The sequence below is a fragment of the Streptomyces bathyalis genome (genome assembly GCF_015910445.1).
GTDB classification, from domain to species: domain Bacteria; phylum Actinomycetota; class Actinomycetes; order Streptomycetales; family Streptomycetaceae; genus Streptomyces; species Streptomyces bathyalis.
Genome location: NZ_CP048882.1, coordinates 2,179,166 through 2,197,442, shown reverse-complemented (window position 1 = coordinate 2,197,442; position 18,277 = coordinate 2,179,166). Strand labels below are relative to the sequence as shown.

At 67.1% G+C, this 18,277-nt stretch carries 12 protein-coding genes and 1 tRNA gene; 4 read left to right on the top strand and 9 right to left on the bottom strand.

The window, feature by feature from the left end; all coding sequences use genetic code 11:
• Positions 1–417: 417 nt before the first annotated feature.
• The 7 genes from cydC to G4Z16_RS09345 form a co-directional block, all read right to left on the bottom strand.
• The gene (cydC, locus tag G4Z16_RS09375; protein ID WP_197350400.1) at positions 418–2,208 is read right to left on the bottom strand and encodes a thiol reductant ABC exporter subunit CydC; all 1,791 of its coding nucleotides are present in this window, start codon (positions 2,206–2,208) and stop codon (positions 418–420) included.
• Positions 2,205–3,806 (bottom strand): thiol reductant ABC exporter subunit CydD, encoded by a 1,602-nt coding sequence (gene cydD, locus G4Z16_RS09370; protein ID WP_197350399.1) that lies wholly within the window; start codon positions 3,804–3,806, stop codon positions 2,205–2,207. Before cydD ends, cydC begins: the two co-directional genes overlap by 4 nt.
• Positions 3,803–4,522, bottom strand: a complete 720-nt coding sequence (locus tag G4Z16_RS09365) for a cytochrome d ubiquinol oxidase subunit II (protein ID WP_197350398.1) — start codon at positions 4,520–4,522, stop codon at positions 3,803–3,805. The genes cydD and G4Z16_RS09365 overlap by 4 nt, the downstream gene beginning before the upstream one ends.
• 11 nt (positions 4,523–4,533) lie before the next feature.
• Positions 4,534–5,715: a cytochrome ubiquinol oxidase subunit I gene (locus G4Z16_RS09360; protein WP_197350397.1), complete on the bottom strand. Its 1,182-nt coding sequence runs from the start codon at positions 5,713–5,715 to the stop codon at positions 4,534–4,536.
• A 108-nt stretch (positions 5,716–5,823) separates the two neighbouring features.
• Positions 5,824–6,489, bottom strand: a complete 666-nt coding sequence (locus G4Z16_RS09355) for a response regulator (RefSeq protein WP_197350396.1) — start codon at positions 6,487–6,489, stop codon at positions 5,824–5,826.
• On the bottom strand, positions 6,486–7,613 hold the full coding sequence (locus G4Z16_RS09350; RefSeq protein ID WP_197350395.1) for a sensor histidine kinase: 1,128 nt from the start codon (positions 7,611–7,613) through the stop codon (positions 6,486–6,488). The genes G4Z16_RS09355 and G4Z16_RS09350 overlap by 4 nt, the downstream gene beginning before the upstream one ends.
• Before the next feature lie 884 nt (positions 7,614–8,497).
• A tRNA-Ser gene (locus tag G4Z16_RS09345) sits at positions 8,498–8,559 on the bottom strand.
• 141 nt (positions 8,560–8,700) lie between these two features.
• Between G4Z16_RS09345 and G4Z16_RS09340 the strand changes: the two genes are divergently transcribed.
• Positions 8,701–9,216: a hypothetical protein gene (locus G4Z16_RS09340; RefSeq protein ID WP_197350394.1), complete on the top strand. Its 516-nt coding sequence runs from the start codon at positions 8,701–8,703 to the stop codon at positions 9,214–9,216.
• Entirely contained in the window at positions 9,213–10,109 is an 897-nt protein-coding gene (locus tag G4Z16_RS09335; protein ID WP_197350393.1) for an aminoglycoside phosphotransferase family protein, read from the top strand. Before G4Z16_RS09340 ends, G4Z16_RS09335 begins: the two co-directional genes overlap by 4 nt.
• Positions 10,110–10,118: 9 nt before the next feature.
• On the opposite strand, the gene G4Z16_RS09330 is transcribed toward G4Z16_RS09335, so the two are convergent.
• Positions 10,119–11,519, bottom strand: a complete 1,401-nt coding sequence (locus tag G4Z16_RS09330; protein ID WP_484600478.1) for an NsdA family TPR-like regulatory protein — start codon at positions 11,517–11,519, stop codon at positions 10,119–10,121.
• A 251-nt stretch (positions 11,520–11,770) separates the two neighbouring features.
• Here G4Z16_RS09330 and G4Z16_RS09325 point away from each other — a divergent pair, with 251 nt between their 5' ends.
• Positions 11,771–12,340, top strand: a complete 570-nt coding sequence (locus G4Z16_RS09325) for a bifunctional DNA primase/polymerase (RefSeq protein WP_246530754.1) — start codon at positions 11,771–11,773, stop codon at positions 12,338–12,340.
• Positions 12,341–13,346: 1,006 nt separating this feature from the next.
• Positions 13,347–15,515: an ATP-binding protein gene (locus tag G4Z16_RS09320; RefSeq protein WP_281393677.1), complete on the top strand. Its 2,169-nt coding sequence runs from the start codon at positions 13,347–13,349 to the stop codon at positions 15,513–15,515.
• Positions 15,516–15,616: 101 nt separating this feature from the next.
• Here the strand turns inward: G4Z16_RS09320 and G4Z16_RS09315 are convergent, their stop codons facing one another.
• The gene (locus G4Z16_RS09315; RefSeq protein ID WP_197350390.1) at positions 15,617–16,999 is read right to left on the bottom strand and encodes a YDG/SRA domain-containing protein; all 1,383 of its coding nucleotides are present in this window, start codon (positions 16,997–16,999) and stop codon (positions 15,617–15,619) included.
• Between the last annotated feature and the right edge of the window lie 1,278 nt (positions 17,000–18,277).

Sequence of the window (18,277 nt, the reverse complement as noted above, 5' to 3'; positions counted from 1 at the left end):
ACACGCGGCAGGTCCGCAGCGGGGGGCCTTCAAGCCTTGGCGCTGGAGTTGCCGGTACATGAGGCGTCACCCCTTCAACGCTCAGGGGGCACATGGGCGTTCTGAAGCACCGTCGCAGGTCAGCGACAGTGCGCCGACCTGGTTCGAGTGTGGCGAATACGCCCGTTCGCGGCGATGCCGGGAGAGGGTGTCGAACTTGAAGCTGTTCACGGTGAATGGCGGCGTGGCGGAGGTCTCGTCCCGACTTGCGATGCACGAGCAGGAGTTGCATCAGCTGGTCGGGGCAGACCTGGAGACCATGTCGGGGGTGCGGTTCCTGGCGACTGGTCAGCTACCGCTTCCTGGGCAGCGATCACTCCGCTCTGGAGACGGGGGCTTCCGTCGGTAGGCAATCGGCCCTGCCTCGTCCCGCCGGGGTCATGGACACCGGCGGCGAGGAGCGCGGGAGTTGGAGGCTGTCGCCGGTGACGTCGAGGGCGCGAGTTCCAGGTGACGGGTCGTGAGCTGTTCGGCTTCGAGGAGGTCGCGGTACGGGCCGGGGGCTGCGGACAGGTGGGTGTGGGGGCCGCGTTGGACGATGCGGCCGGAGTCCATGACGAGGATCTCGTCGGCATCGTCGAGGACGGTGAGGCGGTGGGTGACAAGGACGAGGGTTCCCCCTGTCGGGGAGGTCAGGAGGTCGCTGGTGATGGCGTCTGCCGTCTGGGCGTCGAGTCCCTCGGTGGGTTCGTCGAGGAGCAGGATCTGCGGGTCTGCCAGGAACGCACGGGCCAGCAGGATGCGCTGACGCTGGCCGCCGGAGAGCGTGGTCGGGCTGATCTCGGTATCCCAACGGGACGGGAGGGAGTCGACGAAGGCAAGGAGGTGGGCGCGGCGTGCGGCGGCCTCCAGGTCCGCGTCCGTGGCGTCGGGGCGGGCCAGCAGCAGGTTGGCGCGGATCGTTGCGGTGAAGATGTGCGCGTCCTGGGTGAGACCCCGGACGGCACGGCGCACATCCACCGGGTCATAGCGCCCCCAGTCGGCTCCGGCGAGGGTGAGCGCACCCGAGATCGGCAGCTCACCGCAGAGCGCCGCCAGCAACGAGCTTTTTCCCGCTCCGCTGGCACCCACCACAGCCACCCGACGCCCGCGTTCGATGTGCAGGTCGACACCGCACAGCGCCGGCCGGCCCCCGTAGTCGGCACGCACCCCGAGGAGCGCGATGCCGAGCGGCCCCGACGGCATCGCCAGCCGACCGTCCGCCCGGCCGGGGAACGCGTCGTCCTGCGGGGTCTCGGCAGGGCGGCGTGGGGGTGGAGGGGCGAGAAGCGCCGCGACTCGGCGTGCGGCGGGGGACGCTGCGGAGAGATGGTGTGCCGCAGCGGTCAGTGGCAGCGCGGTCTCTACGGCGACCAGGGCTGTCAGGCTCAGCATCGCTGTGGTCACAGTGCCCTCGGCGCGGGCGGCGAGGAGCATGGCGAGAGCGGTTGCCGCTTGGACGATGATGCCGACCGCCGTGGCTGTGCCGGTGATCGCTGCGGCGCGGCGTTCGAGGCGGGCCAGGCGCTCCGCTGCTTCGGCGGCCGTGCCCATGGCTCGAGCGGTGGCGCCGAACGCGGCCAGGTCCTCGGCACCCTCGAGCACGTCCAGGCCGGCGAGTGTGAGCTTCGTGCGTGCCTCGGCGATGAGTGCCCCGGTCCTTCTGCTCGTGAGGTACACGGCGCCGGGCACCAGCAGGCCGGCGACGGTCAGGCCCGTCGCCAGCACGGCGCCCGCCGGTGGATGCACCGCGGTCACCAGGCCGAGGGCCGCCGCGCCGGTTGCGGGCGCGGCGAGCGCGGGCAGTGCACAGCGCAGGAGCAGATCCTGCACCCCGTCGACGTCGGAGACCATGCGGGTCAGCACGTCCCCGTCCCGGATCGTTTCCCTTCGCTCAGCGACGGCGTCGAACACCTTTGTCCGCAGATCGGCCAGGACTCTCAACGCGGCGTCATGACCGGCGAGCCGCTCCCCGTAACGGAAGACTCCCTTGAAGATCGCGCACGCGCGCACGGCGACGACCGCCAGCCCGATCGCGGCGAGCGGCGGCTGCTCCGCCGCTCGGGCGATCATCCAGGCCGCCGCCGCGGCCAGTCCGATCCCGCACACCTCCGCCGCCTCTCCGGCCAGCCCGGCCACAAGGAGGCGGCCCATGTGCGGGCGCAGCACTCGCATCACCGGCCTGGTCATCGGGTGGACTCCATGAGCTCCGAGGTGGGGGACAGGGTGATGACGCGGTCGGCGAAGGCCAGGAGGGCCGGGCGGTGGGCGATCACCAGGGCGGTTCGGCCGGTGATGAGGCTGTCTGTCGCTGTGAGGAGGGCTGCCTCTCCGGCGAGGTCCAGGCGCGCGGTGGGCTCGTCCAGGAGCAGGACGGGGACGTCCTTGAGATGGGCGCGGGCAAGCGCTATGCGTTGGCGTTGTCCTGCGGAGAGGCCCTGGCCGCGGTCGGTGAGGGCGGTCGAGTAACCGTCTGGCAGCGCTGAGATGAAGGTGTGGGCCTCGGCCGCGCGGGCGGCGGAGTGGATCTGGTCGTCGGTCGCATCCGGGGAGCCGAGCCTGATGTTGTCGGCGATCGACGTGGCGAACAGGTGGGGGTCTTGCGGGACCCACGCGACGGACCGTCGCCACTCGGCGAGGTCCAGGTCACGCAGGTCTGTGCCGTCGAGGAGGATCCGTCCTTCGGTCGGGGTGAGGAATCCGAGGAGCAGGCGGAGGAGGGTGGACTTGCCCGCACCGCTCGGGCCGGTGAGCGCCACCCGTTCGCTGGGGAGGATCTCCAGGGTGAAGTCACGGACGGCGGGCGCGGTGGCGCCGGGGTAGCGGAACGACACCTGGTCGAAGACGACGTGTGGCCCGTGGGCCGGCACCGGCAGAACGGTCGAACCGGACGTGTGACCGGGCACGGGCGCGTCCAGCGCCGCGAAAGCCTGATCGGCGGCGGCGATCCCCTCGGCGCTGGCGTGGAATCTCGTGCCCAGCGCACGCAGCGGGAGGAACGCCTCGGGAGTGAGCAGGAGGATGAGCAGGCCGGTGGAGAGCAGGAGCGAACCGTCGAGCAGCAGCAAGCCCACCGGAACCGCCACCAGCGCCACCGAGAGAGCGGCGACCAGCTCGAGGACCAGCGACGACAGGAATGCGATTCGCAGCGCCCGCACGGCCGCCTTCCGGTGCTCGCCCGCCAGCTCGGCGATCACCGAGCTCTGGTGCTCGGTCCGGGCATGAGCGCGCAGCGTCGGCAGGCCCACGATCACGTCGTGGAAATGCCCGCCGAGCTTGTTCAGCACGGCCCACTGCCGTTCGGTCAGCTCGGCGGTGCGCATGCCCACAAGCGCACCGAACACCGGGATCAGCGGAAGCGTCAGCGCGACGGCCAGGGCGGAGCGCCAGTCCGCGACCGCGAGTCGAGCAAGCACCAGCAGCGGGACGACCGCGGCCGCGAACAACTGCGGCAGACAGCCGGTGAAGAACGCGTCCAGCGCCTCCAGCCCGCGCGTCACCAGCGTGATCTGCTCATTTCCGCGGCGGAGCAGCGCGAGCCGCAGCCCCGTCTTCACCGAGGTCGCCGTCCGCGCCCCGAGAGCCTGGACTCCATAGGCCGTCGCGCCGCGCAACAAGGCCACAGCCGCCAGCCAGGGCAACGGCCCGGCGTCCAGGTGCGCGATCGCCCGGGACAGCAGCTCGGCTTGCACCAGGATCAGCCCGGCCTGGGCCGCGGCGAGTCCGACCAGCGCCCCCAGCCGGGACCGCGGGACGAGCGTGAGAAGCCGCCGCTCGGTCGCCTTCACAGATACCCCGGCCCCTTCACCCGAGCCCGGAACGTCCACCAGCTCAGGGCCTGCGCACCGAGCATCAGCGGCAACATGACCAGCACGAACACGGTCACGATCTTGAGCGAGGACGGCCCGGCCACCGCATGCCCGAGGTCCAGCCGCGCCCCCGCGGCCAGCGCCAGCCCGGCCAGCGCGACGGCCGTCAACGGATAGCTGCCGACGGCACGGTGCCGCAGCGAGCTGGGGAGCCGCAGCCGCGCGAACCCCGATCCGTGCAACGCGAACACCGCCACGATCGGCAGCCCGTACGGCGCCGATCCGGCGAGCAGGCTGCCCAGCACCCCGCCCAGCGCGAGCGCGAGCGCCCAGCTTCCCGCGACGACCATCGTGTCGCAGCCGGCACGCCACCACGCCGCGTCGAAGCGCCCCCGCCACCACAATCCGGCGTCGCGGACGACCCAGCCGAGCAACAGCAGCAAGAACAGTTGCCGGTGCGCGTAGAGCAACTCGTGCTCCATACCGGGGAACGCCCCCGCCAAAATCCCGGCGACCGCGACGAGCCAGACCTCGTTCCCCAGGAAGAACGGCGCGAAAGCGGCTATCACCGTCCTGCGTTCAGGGGCGCTCCGGCCCAGCCACGGCAGCAGCATGCCGACCCCGATGTCGGCCCCGGCCAGCACCAGGTATCCGGTCGTGAAGACCGCCAGCAGCGCGGTCGCGACAATTTCCATGACGGCGGACCTCAGAACGTCGGGGTGGGCAGGGGAGCGGCGGCCTCGCCCGCCGCGCCGAGCCGGACGACCTCGGGTCCCCGTCTGGCATGGCGGGCGAGCAGCCAGAAGTTCACACCGGTCAGCACGGCGAACAGCGAGACGAAGCAGACGAAGGACAGCTGGGCGGCCCCGGGAGTCAGTGGCGCGACGGCGTCCTCGGTCCGCAGGATCCCCAGCACCGCCCACGGCTGGCGGTTGAGCTCCCGGGTGAGCCAGCCCAGGATCATCGCGAAGTACGGCAGCGGGACCGCCGCGATGATCAGCCAGTGCACCACCCGGGCGCGCAGCAACAAGGGCTTGACGAAGAAGATCACCATGAACCCGAGGGCGAACCACGCCATCACGAACCAGTCGAACGCCATGAAGCCGAACGCCACCTGAGCGAGCGCCGGCGGATCGGTCTCCACACCGGACGGCTCCATGAACGGCATCTGCACCCCGCCGAACACCACCGACGGCATCAGCGAGACGATCACGGTCAGCATCCCGATCCGGATCGACCGGCGGAAGAACTCGACGTCCGGGTGCCGGCGCATCAGGTGGTAGGCGCTGACTCCCGCCACGAAGAACCCGGCTGTCAGCAGCGCCCCGAAGAACACGTGCCAGAACGCGAGAACCGCCGCCGGGTTGGTGAGCATGGCGCCGAAGTCGGTGAGCACCGCCTTCCCGTCGACCATCGCGAACCCGACCGGCTTCTTCAGCCAGCCGTTGGTCACGAGGATGAAGTAGGCCGAGGCGTAGGCGGTGGCCGCGACCACCGTGATCATCGCCAGGTGGACCCACTTGTTGAACCGGTCCCAGCCGAAGATCCAGAGCCCGAGGAAGGTCGACTCGATGAAGAACGCGCCGATCGTCTCCAGGGCCAGCGGCACTCCGAAGACATCTCCGGTGACGCGCGTGAGGCCCGTCCAGACCATCCCGAACTGGAACTCCAGCACCAGGCCCGTGACGATGCCGACCGCGTAGTTGATCACATAGAGCCGACCCCAGAAGGCCACCATGCGCCCGTGCACTTCGCTGCCGGTCACGGTGGCGCGCAGCTGCATCAGCACGACCAGGGTGACCAGGCCGAGGGTCAGGGCCACGAAGAGGAAATGGGCTCCGGCCGTGAGCGCGAACTGCAGCCGGGCGGTGAACACGGGGTCATCCATGCGCTCATGCTCGGCCCCGGGTGCATCCGGCCGGATCAGGCGGAAGCTGTCACCCCGAATACGACTTTGGCGTACATGAAGATCAGGGCGTACATCCGGAGATGTACGTCAGCCGAGCCAGCCCGGTCTGACCAGCCCGGTCTCGTAGGCGAGAACGACGAGTTGGGCCCGGTCGCGGGCGCCGAGCTTGGTCAGCACCCGGCTCACATGGGTCTTCGCGGTGGCATGACTGATCACGAGGCGGTCGGCGATGTCGTCGTTGGACAACCCGGCCGCGACCAGTTCGAGGACCTCCCGCTCCCGCTCGGTGAGCGCGTTCAGCTCCAGCGCGGGCGGCGGCGCGGTGATCCGTGACGCGAACTCGGCGATCAGCCGACGGGTGACGGTCGGCGCCAGCAGCGCGTCGCCGCGCGCCGCCACCCGCACCGCGTGGATCAGCTCGGCCGGCTCGGTGTCCTTCACCAGGAACCCGCTGGCCCCGCCCTTGATCGCCCCGTAGACGTACTCGTCCAGGTCGAACGTCGTGAGGATCACGACCTTCACGTCCTTCAGCCGGGGGTCGGCAATGATCTGCCGGGTGGCGTCCAGCCCGTCCATCACCGGCATGCGCACGTCCATCAGCACCACGTCGGGACGAGTCGAGCCGGCCAGGCGCACGGCCTCGGCGCCGTCCTTGGCCTCGGCGACGACCTCGATGTCCTCCTCGCCGTCCAGCATCGAGCGGAACCCGGCCCGCACCAGCGTCTGGTCGTCTGCCAGCACCACCCTGATCACGAGCCCAAACCTCCCACAGGCAATTCGGCACGCACCCGGAATCCCGAAGGCCCCGGTTCCGCGACGACGGTGCCGCCGACGGTCGCGGCCCGCTCCCGCATGCCGCGCAACCCGTTCCCGAGACGCATCCGTTCCGGATCCGGCTCCGCACAGCCGTTGTCGGCGATCTCAACGATCAGCTGTCCGCTCTCGTGCCCGAGCGACACCACCGCCTCGGACGCCCCGGCATGCCGCACCACGTTGGTCAACGCCTCCTGGACGATCCGGTAGGCGGTCAAATCGACCGGCGGCGCGACCGGCTGATCGGAGGCGCCCTCCAGCCGCACGTCCATGCCCGCCGCCTTGGTCTGCGCGATCAGGTCGGGGAGGGCCTCGAGAGACGGCACGGGCCCCACCGGCGCGTCCTCGTCGGCCTGCCGCAACACACCCAGCACGCCGCGCAGCTCCCGCAGCGTCTCCTTGCTGGCCTGCTTGATGTCGCCGAGTGCGGTGAACGCTTGGTCCGGATCCCGGCGGTGGAGCGCGGCCCCGGCCTGCACGTTGATCAGCGAGATCTGATGGGCGAGCACGTCGTGCAGCTCGCGGGCGATCCGCAGCCGCTCTTCGGTGGCCCGCAGCCTGGCCTCCTCCTCACGCGACCGCTCCGCCGCCTCGGCCCGCTGGACCGCGGCCCGATGATTGCGCCGCACCTCGGCCAAGATGATCGCGAGCAGCAGCGCCCCCGAGGTGCCCGCGATCTCGCTGCCGTCGACGGACAGGTCCGCGTGCCGAAGCCGCCCCACGAGCCCAAACCCGAACACCACCGCGAACGCCGACAACAAGGCGGTCAGCCGCCCGACCTCGAGCGCGACCGAGTACATCGCGATCATGAAAGTGAAGCCCAGGAAGGTGTCCGGATAGCCCAGCGGGTAGTACAGCAGCCCGGCCACAGCGGTGACCGCCAGCACCGTCCGCGGCATGAGCCTGCGGAACAGCAGCGCCCAGGACGCGACGGCGGTCAGCGTCCAGCCCCACGGCCACATAGACGTCTGGCCGGTGTCCGGGCCGACGATCAGGATCTGCACCGAGAGCAGGGTGAACATGCCCGCCGCGAGCACCCAGTCGGTCCAGCGCAGACGATTCATGACCCAACCCTAGGGCTGGAACCTGACGGATGTTGTTGACAGGTGGGTCTCTCATCTCTGAGGGACCTCCATGACCTCGGCCTGCGGTCCGAACAGCGCCGGCATCTCGGTGGGGTGGTCGCCTGGTTGGCGATGACGTGCGGGGTGCGGGTGTCGAATGCGGACTGGGGCGGAGCGGTCCAGGAGAGCGACACCGGCACCTCGACACCGGTGAGTACCAAGAGGAGCCCCCGAAACGGGATTCGGGTGTCGACGGGAGATGAACAGATCGATGCTCGGCTCACTTCATTACCTTGGTCTGGCGGAGACGGAGTCATGGCGCGGGGTTTGTGGGCAGGACTCGGGCGAGCCAGTCGGTCCGAGCTCGGACGGCTGTTCTTCAACGAACGCGGCGGAGTGGTCGGATCGTCGATCCACTCACATGTGTGGTCGGAAGCGCGAGAGTCCGGCCTCCCGCCCGACCTTGTCCAGAGTCCGCTGGCCGATCAGCCCTACGACCTCCGCCCACCGGCGCTCTCCACCTGGCTGAACGCTGGTCCGGACCTAACCGAGGTGGCGGCGCGCGCCGGCAACAGCGTTGAGGTGCTCCTGGCCCGGGATGCCAGATGTCTTCACGGTCGACATACAGTGGCCAACCAGCGAATTGAGAATCTTCTACGCGAATACGGGCGAGGCTCGTCACGCTCGTGACCTCGAGGTTGCGACCTCGGGGCCACTGTTGTGTAGCGCCTTGTCTGTTTCGCTCGAAATGCACCAACTCACAAACAGCCCACAGCGAGGGTCCTGGAGGTGCTTTGAGTGGCACATGGCCGCACACAGCAGCAGACCCCCTGATCCGACGTCACGCCTGATCAGAGGGCCTTTTTGGGTACGTGTCCTGGAAGTACCCCCGGCAGGATTCGAACCTGCGCACACGGCTCCGGAGGCCGGGGAAGCCGTGAGGGGCGCATGGCGGTTGACCTGCGGTGTAGCCGCGCCTGAGCTCGCCCGTAGGCAAGATCATTACGCTCCTATGACGTGGGCGCCCTGTCGAGGCCCATCGGTCGCCCGTAAGGTCGGTACGCGAGCTGTCGGCCGGGGGTGGCGTATGGATGGAACGGATTGGGCTGCGGTCTCCGCGGTGGCTGCGGTGTTGGCGCTCTCCGCCGCTGTAGGGGTGTACCTGGCACAACGGCAGCGAGACGACTTCGCGTTGGCGTGCCAACTGCACGCCGACCTGACGGGCGGGGAAGTGGCCCAGGCTCGGGAAGCTCTTGGCACTTTGGTTCACGACTCGAAGCGCATCGGTGATGACGACCTGGCCCGCGTACGAACCTCCTACTTCGCCCTCCTGTGGTGCTTCGAACGGATCGAAGCCGGACGGCGCAGCATGACTGCTGGCATGAAGGTCGGTAACCGCCCTGTGGCGTTTCTGGACGAAGTGATCGGGTGGCAGGTCGAGTACTGGCACAAGAACTTCCCCGTGGTGAAGGCCGAGCTTGAGCGTCGGATCGGTGTGCCGGTGTCTGATGACCGCTCGCGCGCTGCCTTCGACAGACTAAGCCGTGTCCTGGTTCGCCAGAGCTCGCCGACCGGAGGCGCGAAGGAAGGGCATACAGCGTGACAGCAGACTTCACCGAAGAGTCGGCGGGGGCAGTCCTCAGCGAAGCCTGTGGAGCTGTCGGGCTTGACCCTTCAGGCGCGGAACTTCTTCGGCTCGGGTCTAATGCGGTCTATCGCCTTGCCCGTTCACCGGTCGTCGTGCGCATCGCCCGAGACCCGGCCAGCATGGAGAGCATGACGCACGCCGTGCGGGTCGCGCGCTGGCTTGAGGGAGAGGGCTTCCCGGCCACACGCGTCGTCTCCGGGGTCGAGCAGCCGGCACTCATCAACGACCGTGTGGTGACCTATTGGGAGAACGCTCAGGACACGCTGGAGTACGCGAGTCTGGACGAACTCGGGGACCTGCTCCGCTGGTTGCACTGGCTGGAGGAGCCGGAGGATCTGCGCCTGCCGTACTTCGATCCCTTCGCCAAGGTCTGGCACGGCCTGGGCTTGCTGGACGGCGTAGGCGACGATGACCGGACCTTCTTGGAGGAGCGGGCCGAGAAGCTGCGCAAGGACTACGACGAGCTGGACTTCGTGCTTCCCTTCGGGATGATTCACGGAGACGCCAACGTCGGCAACGCGCTACGGGACCAGGACGGGCGCGCGCTACTCATCGACTTGGACGGTGCCTGCCTCGCGCAACGTGAATGGGACCTGATCCTCACAGCGCTCTACTACGACCGCTTCGGTTGGCACACTCGGAGCGAGTACGAATCCTTCGTACATCACTACGGCTTCGACATCATGAACTGGCCCGGCTACCCGGTGCTGGCTGACCTCCGCGAACTCATGATGACGCTCTGGCTCGGTCAGCAGGTCGGTACAAGTGAGCGCTCGGCAGAGGAGTTTGCGCGTCGCGTCCACGACATTCGCACGGGCGGAAGCCGTCGAGACTGGCAACCCTTCTGAGAGCTCGTCTCAGTACGGGAGCTTCACTTCGCGGGCGTCCTGCCACAGACGGTGTTCCGCGGCCTGGCCGGAGAAGTCCCGTACGGGCGCCGCATTGCCCAACTGCGCCAGATTTTCCCGAAATTCGGCAAGGTAGCCCGCGCAACGCTTGGACTTGAGCTGAGTCCCCATGTCGAGGGCGTCCAACGCGATGTTGCACGCCTCTTCGGCGTCGCCGGCTGCCAGGTGAGCATCCGCTAGAACCATCGTGGCGAAGAAGTCGCTTCGCACGTGGCTACCGCTCATGGCGTTCTCGGCTTGGCTGACCGCTTTCTGCGCCTTACCGATGTCTCGGAAACAGTGGGCCGCTTCGGCCGCGAGTTCCGCCTGGTCGAAGTAGGTGATCCACTCCGGTTCGTCGTCGTTGTTCACGCTTTCCAGCAGCCTCGCTGCTTCGGCCAGTGCCGTTTCACACCCGCGGGCATCGCCTGAGCGCGCGAGGGCGCGGGCTTCCATGGCGTAGAACTGGGCCATCAGCGTCGGCGTCGCCACCCCGGCGATGCCCATGCGGGCTGCACGCGCGAGTGTTGCGGCTTCGGTGAAGTTGCCAATGAATGTGGCCTGGTGACTCATCGCCGAAAGGATGCTCCCGGCAAGTCGACGGTCGTCTCCGTCCTGCGCGAGCCTGAGCGCCTGGAGGAAGTACCGCTGGGCCAATCCGTGGTGGCAGGTGTCGTACGACATCCAGGCGGCCAACAACGTCGACTCAGCGACGGTGGAGAACAACGCGCGGCCAACCGCTTCCGTGTACTGCCCTGTGAGCAAAGGGGCCACATCGCGGCTGAGGTACTGGATGACTGCCTGCCGCCCGTGATCTCCGCCGAACCGGTCGTCCATCTCCGAGAACATGTCGCTGGTGGACTTGACCGCGTCCACATCCGCGAGGCCGACCCGCAGAGTCCCTTTCGGGGATGACACCGGGAAGGACGGCTCGGGTGCGACAAGCCAACGGAGAGAAGCCTCGCTCCAAGCCGGCTGCGACGCTTCCGAGAGGAGCAGCGGCTCATACCCGTGCAGATCAGCACGCCAAAGCTGGTCAACCGAGCGGAAGGCGTCCTCCGGGGTCGGGGGATAGCGAACGTCCAACAACTGGGCGTCTTGGGCGAGGAGATGTCCAAGCCCCAACTCGACTGACGACTTCCCCAACGCCTCGCATTCCAAAGGCCCGTAGAAGTCGTCGGGCACGCTGTGCCCGTTCTCCCAGCTCGCGATTCGGCGCTTCACACTCTCGTCGCCCGGTAGCTGGTCGCCTTTGCGCGAGGCGGCACGCCGCATCTCCGCGATGAGGCGCCCTTGTCCCCAGCCCAATTGCTTTCGGGCGGTGCGCAGTTCGTTCACGGCAGAGCGGGCAGCCTGGTCCTGACTCATCATGACCGCCTCCCCCGTTCCTCTACCTACAATGGCTCTCCGTCTGACGGTAAGGACCTCACGCTTCGGTGTCTTCCCCTTGTTCCTAACCGGCCACTCAGCCTGGAAGTGACTCGAGGGGACGTGCTGTTGCAGGGCGCGTCACCCCACGTCACCTCTCGTCATCTCCCCAGCTCACGGGCGTACCCCGGAAGGTGGTCCCACGACGGCCACCCGGTCGTCGTCGCCAACTGGGGTGAGACGACGTGCAGATGATGAGCAAGCGCGGCATCCAGTGGCTGTCCGCTTCCGCGGACGACCCGGAGGTTTGCCGTGAGCACTGGGCCGCTGATCCGCGTGCACCGTACCCGCTGTCGGCCGGCCGCTACTTCGACGTGGTTTCGGTCGCTCAGCGGGTCGGACTGGAGACCTTCGAGCAGCTGACGCGCCACAACATGCCAATGGGTCCCGTAATGATGGACCGCTCAGCGCGGCGAACGGGCTTCTTTCTGCCGTCCGGCCAGCGGGAGCGCTTCGCCCGCATGGTGTTGAACGAGACGACCGACGCCCTCTCCTACCGCTACCTGGACGAAGGCTCGGTGATCGTCGCGCCCGGACCAATGCCGCTCAGCGCCGACCGATACGCCTGGCTACGTGCTCCGACACGGCGCCCGGAAGCCACGCCTGCGCGAGTCGCGGCTCTTGCGGCGATGCTCGTGGCTACGTCCGCGCTGGTCGACCGCGCCGAGCAGTATGAGCGTGAGCGCGTAGACCTTGAAGCGACGCTCGGTGAACCGCCAGGTCAACTGGAGGCCGTGTCGCCGGAGGCAGCTCATGAACTCTGAGCAGAGCTTCCCGGACGACGCGAACTGGTCACCGCTGGACAGCAGTGAGTGGTACGCCGCGCGTCATGCGATGGCGGCACTGCGCGACGTCCTCATTGCGGCCGGGATGGAACGCGACTTCCCCTACCTGCGCGCCGACTTGAACGCCTTCGGACACGGAATGATCGAGCTTGGCCGCATCGCGCCCCAGACCGCAGAAAGTCTCGCAGAGCTGCTTCGGCTGGCTCTGGAGTGCCCAAGCGACGTGCGCACCACTGAGGGCCGTAGGAACGATGCGAGCGGTGAACGAGGTGAACGGAATGACAGGCAGGCGAGACGTGTGCGCCCCGAGCGCCGAGGACCTTCAATCCGACGTCCCCTACGTACGCGGTTGGATGGAAGGTCGACGTGGAGCTGACGCGTTGGCTGAAGCTCTTCGAGTTCTGGGCCTGGAAACCGATTTGCCGGGCCTACGGGCGGACGTGAATGTCCGGGGTGACGGGATCGTCTGCCTCGGCGAAGTACGCCCGGAAGCAGCTGAATTGCTAACACGCGCCCTGACGGCCGGCCTTTCCGTCGAAATGGCTCGCACCGCCACTGATCCGCACAGCGGTACGCCGCCGGAAGCTCCCCCAGGGTGACCACCTCCGAAAACGCCCCGTACACCGGCTCGGCCCGTCCTTGCCAACGGTGTACGGGGCTTCTGCGAGCCTGCCTCAAGCTGATACTGGGACGGCCGTTGCCCACAGAGCCCAGGTCTGGGCGAGAGGCGATTCGCTCGCTCGGCAAGGTTCTGTAGAGACGCCACAGTCCTCAGCAACTGAGCGCTGATGAATCATGCGGTCTGCCGCCGGTCGAGACCGGCGCCCCAGCGCCGCAGCTCGAACGAGCGGCAGACCGCGGACCTCGTATTCAAGCGAACGTCAAGCGTGGCCTATTGCCCCATCGAGTACGTATCTGGTGCCGACGGATTCGTGCCCAACTGCACGGGTCTAAGCCCTCCGCCCCGAGTGGCACACTCGTCGTTATGAGGGAGCTACCACGAGACGCGCCGGATAGCCCGACAGATGCAGCCGAGTTGCACAACTCTGTCAGCGGCACGGTCAACGGCCCCGTGGTGCAGGCCAGGGAGCTTCATGGCGGCGTTCACATCCACACGGCCAGTCCGGGCTCAGTGATTCCTCGACAGCTGCCTCCAGCGCCCCGCGCTTTCATCGGGCGCGAGGTTGAACTAGCGTCTCTCAACAAAGCCCTGGAAACGAGCGTGCAAGAGAACTCGCCTGTGGTGATCTCTGCTATCGGCGGGAGCGGTGGCATAGGGAAGACGTGGCTAGCACTGCACTGGGCTCACCGGCATCTCGATCGGTTTCCGGACGGGCAGCTCTTCGTCAATCTGCGAGGCTTCGACCCCAGCGACAAACCGGTGGCTCCGCCCGATGCGGTGCGCGGCTTCCTCGATGCCCTCGTCGCGGACCAGAAGGAGATCCCAGCAGATCCCAGTGCCCAACTTGCCCTGTTCCGAAGTCTTGTAGCGCAGCGCCGGATACTGATGGTGCTGGACAACGCCCGGGACAGTGACCAGGTGGCCCAGCTTCTCCCGGGCAGCGCGACGTGCACAGTTCTGGTGACAAGTCGCGATCAGATGGCGGGCCTGTCAGCGACACACGGCGCGCACATGCTCCCCGTCGACGCACTCGGTGGGTCCGATGCACTGGCTCTGTTGAGCCGCCACCTGGGCCAGGACCGGCTGTCCGCTGAACCCGCTGCCGTAACGGAGTTGGTCGAGTACTGCGCGGGGCTACCACTCGCACTGAGCATCGTCGCCAGCCATGCACGCCTCCAGCCCCACGTCCCGCTCGCCGAATTCGCGGAGGAGCTCCGTGATGCCGCCACACGGCTAGAAGCGCTGGACGCAGGCTCATCGGCTACGCAGTTGGAGGCCGTTCTCTCGTGGTCGTACGCGGCCCTCAGCGCAGAGCAAGCCGCCGTTTTTCGGTTGGTGGGGCTGGCTCCTGGCTCTGACCTCAGTGTCCATGCCGCCGCTAGCCTTACTGGCTTGTCGGTTACGGGAGTACGAAAGATTCTGCGGGAGTTGGTGCGCGTCTCCCTGGTGCAGCAACATGCATCCGGTCGCTACCGCATGCATGACCTCGTTCGGCTCTACGCGGCGCAGCGAGCGCGGGCAGATCACCCGCAGGAGGAATGCACTCGGGCCCTGCAACGTCTGACCGAGTTCTGCGCCCGCACCGCGCACGATGCAGACGTACTCATCGCGCCGCATCACGCAGCAATTGAACTGGGTGAACAATCAGATGGGTGTCAGCCGCAACCCCTCGCCGATGCCGGGGCCGCATGGGAGTGGTTCAGCGCCGAACGCGCCAACTTGATGGCGATCCAACACATGGCGGCCGAGAGACAATGGCATGCCCGAGTCTGGCAGTTGGCCTGGACTCTCACCACGTTCCAGCTTCGACAAGGGCACCTCCATGACAACCTGATCGCTTGGCGGGCCGGCGCAGACGCGTCAAAACACCTCAACGATCCCCCCACCCGTACGCGCTCGCATCGCCATCTCGGGCGTGCATGCGCACAGCTGGGTCGCCACGAGGAAGCACTGTCCCACCACAAAGTCGCGCTCGCCGGAGCAGAAGAGGATGGCGACCTTCTAGGGCAGGCGCACACTCACCGGGCCGTCGCCAAAGCGTATGAAGAGCAGGGCGACAATCAGCAGGCACTTCGGCATTCCGAGCAGGCGCTTGAGCTTTACGATGCACTCGGCGTCCCGCTCAGCGGCTCCCATGCCCTCAACGAAGTCGGCTGGTACATGGCAAAACTGGGCCACGTCGACGAGGCCCGCAGTCACTGTGCCCAGGCCCTGAACAGGTGCCGCTCCAGCAACGACCGCAGCGGCGAGGCAAGGACTCTCCTCAGCCTGGGTTACATCGATCACCACACAGGCGAGCCCCGCACTGCGGCTGGGCACTTCCGTCGGGCCATCGCCCTGTATTCCGACATCGGTGACATCACCGGCCAGGCAGACGCACTCGACCACCTCGGAAGTGCTCTTGCCGTCTACGATCCAGGCGAAGCCCGCCACATCTGGCAACAGGCGCTTGAGCTCTACTCAGCCCAGCACCGTAACGCCGATGCCCAGCGCATCCAGGCGCACATCGCGGAGCTCGCTGACCGCTCCTGAACCCACACGGGAGCGAGACGACCTTCTGTTTTACAAGCTGTGGGCAGCTCGGAAGTCTATGGGCGGAGCCCTGCCTCCGTAGCTCTTTTCACGTTCCTGCGTCAGGGAGCTGAAAGTTGGCCGTGGTGGGTGCGGTGGTGGGCGAGGTATTCGCGGCCGATCTGGTGGGTGGCGACCTCGCGGAGTCGCTCTCGGTGCGAGGCGCTTGCGCTGCTGGTGATAGTCAGGTCGTCGGCGATGGTCAGCATGCCGAGGTCAAAGAGTACGTGATGGTTGGGACACAGGCACAAGACGTTGGCGGCGATGTCGGGTCCGGCGTGCGGGCGGCCGAGGGGCTTGATGTGGGCGGCTTCTGCGTATGCGCCAGTCGGGGTGGTCAAGCGGATGTCGCAGACTTGGCACGTGTAGTCGTGGGAGCGCTTGACGAAGTCCGCGACCACAGTGCTGCGTACGATGCGCTGGGTGGTGACCCTTGTGCGTCCGGGAGCTTGCCGTCCCTCTGGCTGCCGAGGGTCTGGGATGGCGGGCTGCGGAGTCGCTGCTGTCTGTGGAAGCTGCTGGGTGAGCCGGTAGCGCCAGACTAGATAGCCGGAACGTCCGCGCTCGGACCAGTAGTCCTCTACGTGGAATAGTCCGTCGTAGCGCAGCCCATTCGCTGGCGAATACTGCCGATCTCCGCCGGCTCCGCGCACCACGCGTACTGGTGTGCCGGTGGTCAGGTTGGTGACCAAGGCGGCGTTGCCTCGTGTGAGTTCCTGGTCGCGTACCTGTCGGCCTGTGTCGGGGTCGCGGCCGCCTTGGCCGGTGTAGACGATCAAGTCACCGTAGTCTTCGTCGTCCTCGTAGCCGCCCGAGACCACGATGGATTCTGCGCCCTGCTCCGCGGTGCCACAGATGCCCGCCTGTCGGGGGCGATGAACGCCTGCCGCTGCCAGCGCTCGGCGGTCTTCAAAAGCTTGGCCCGCATCGATGCCGGGCACCTCACCAAACCCGTCAAAGACTGGGTCGGCCAGTTGGCAGTCCTGTAGTAGCCGGGCGGGAGCTTCGCCTTCGAAGAAGCGGCGCAGCAGCACGTCAACCATTCGCTGCCGTGCAGCCTGGTCCGTGGCCATGAGGGTGTAGACATCGTCGCGCAGGCCTGCACGTGGGTTCTGCGCGGTGAGCCACGGCCGTAGCCGCGAACCACGCGCCTGCGGTACTTCGCCGGCTACACCGTCAAGCTCCCACAATCGGGATCGACTTAGGGCCACGAAGGGATACTCCGGCGAGGGATCCGAACCTGGGCGCCCGTATTTGCTCAGCAGGTGGCGCAATTGGGTGCGCGCATCGGTCCATGGGACCAACCGCGGCTGTCCGGTCGCGGCACGCCCGAGCCCCCACAGCAGCGTGATGGGCTGATGCAGTGCTGGCAACCCGGTGGACTGATCCACTCGCAGCGCCTCGACGGCTGCACAGAGCTCATTCACGTTGTCTTGTTGGAGCACAACGCCCCCCTTCGGGCCGTGATCATGCATTGCCGCGTCTGACTGTAGAGGGCACCGGTGACACAACGATTGGTCCTCATGGCCACGTGGGACGAGCAGCTACGAAGGCTGACAGGAAGGACGTCGCCGGTCATCTAGCAAGGGGCTGGCACAAGACCGCAAACGAAGGAGTCCCCAGTCCTCTGGCCTGAAGACTTTCTCTGGAGCGGCCCATGAGACTCGCACCCGCGCTATGAGCTTGGGAATCACCACCCGTGCAGATCCGTCTAGCGGGGGCCGCTGAGCTGGCATAACGGTTCCTGGGCGGTCGTCCGCGTCGCCGTGTCACGACCGTGGTAACCGGGATTGCCGTCCGTTCTGGTGCACATCTGGTGTGACGGAGCGGGGACCTCGACGGCGGTTGGACCGATGGACGGTCGCTCACAACACGGAGAGGGGCTGTCGGAGGCCGCATCGCAGGATGGCATTCGCCCACCTCGGCACGGAGCAGGGCAGGTTGAACTGTCTGAAGGTTCCAAGGGGACAGAAAGGTCACCTGATTGTGTGTTAGATTCAGTGCAATCTCAGAGCAGGTTTGCCTGGACTGTCCGCTCCCTGGGCGGCCCGACATGCGGTCGGGGTGCCAGGAAGGAATCCGAGAGCTCGTTCATCGCCGACACAGGTGGCGGGGGATCGGCTTCAGCCGCCCGGGCTGGCCTATGCCCGTTTTGTGCATCCCTTAGAAGAGACCCGCTGAGGGTCATCTCCTCAGCTTCTGTTTTTTGGTGTCGGCAGGAACTCAGTTCTGTCCACGAACATGGTGGTCGAACTGAACCTGCTGCCCGGGTTCGGCCACCCGTCAGGGAAGGATCCAACCGGTGGGCGACACCCTTACTCTCACTATTCTCGCCGGAGCCGGTGTGCTCTCGATATCGCTGTACGCGGCGAAGGGACTCCTAGATCAGTTACAGGCGCTCTTTCACGCCTGGCACACGGCACGAAAGGCGTGGCGCGATGGAGAGCGGGATCAAGACCCCGACATGCACTGAGTTGCACGACGGGGAGACGAGTGGCAAGCAGAACGCTCACTGATCGGAGGACAATCGTCCGGCCAGCCAGGCGACTGCGCTGGCCAGCCAAACGCCCGGCGCCCTTCGTCGTGGAGCTACCTTGCACGGCCCCGTCGACGCTCCCAACTTTCGTGCGGAACTGCAGCTTTACTGATATGCGTATCACCCCCGCTATCGGTGGTGGGAGCCAGGGTCTTGATTCACTATCGAGACGGCTGAAATCCATCGC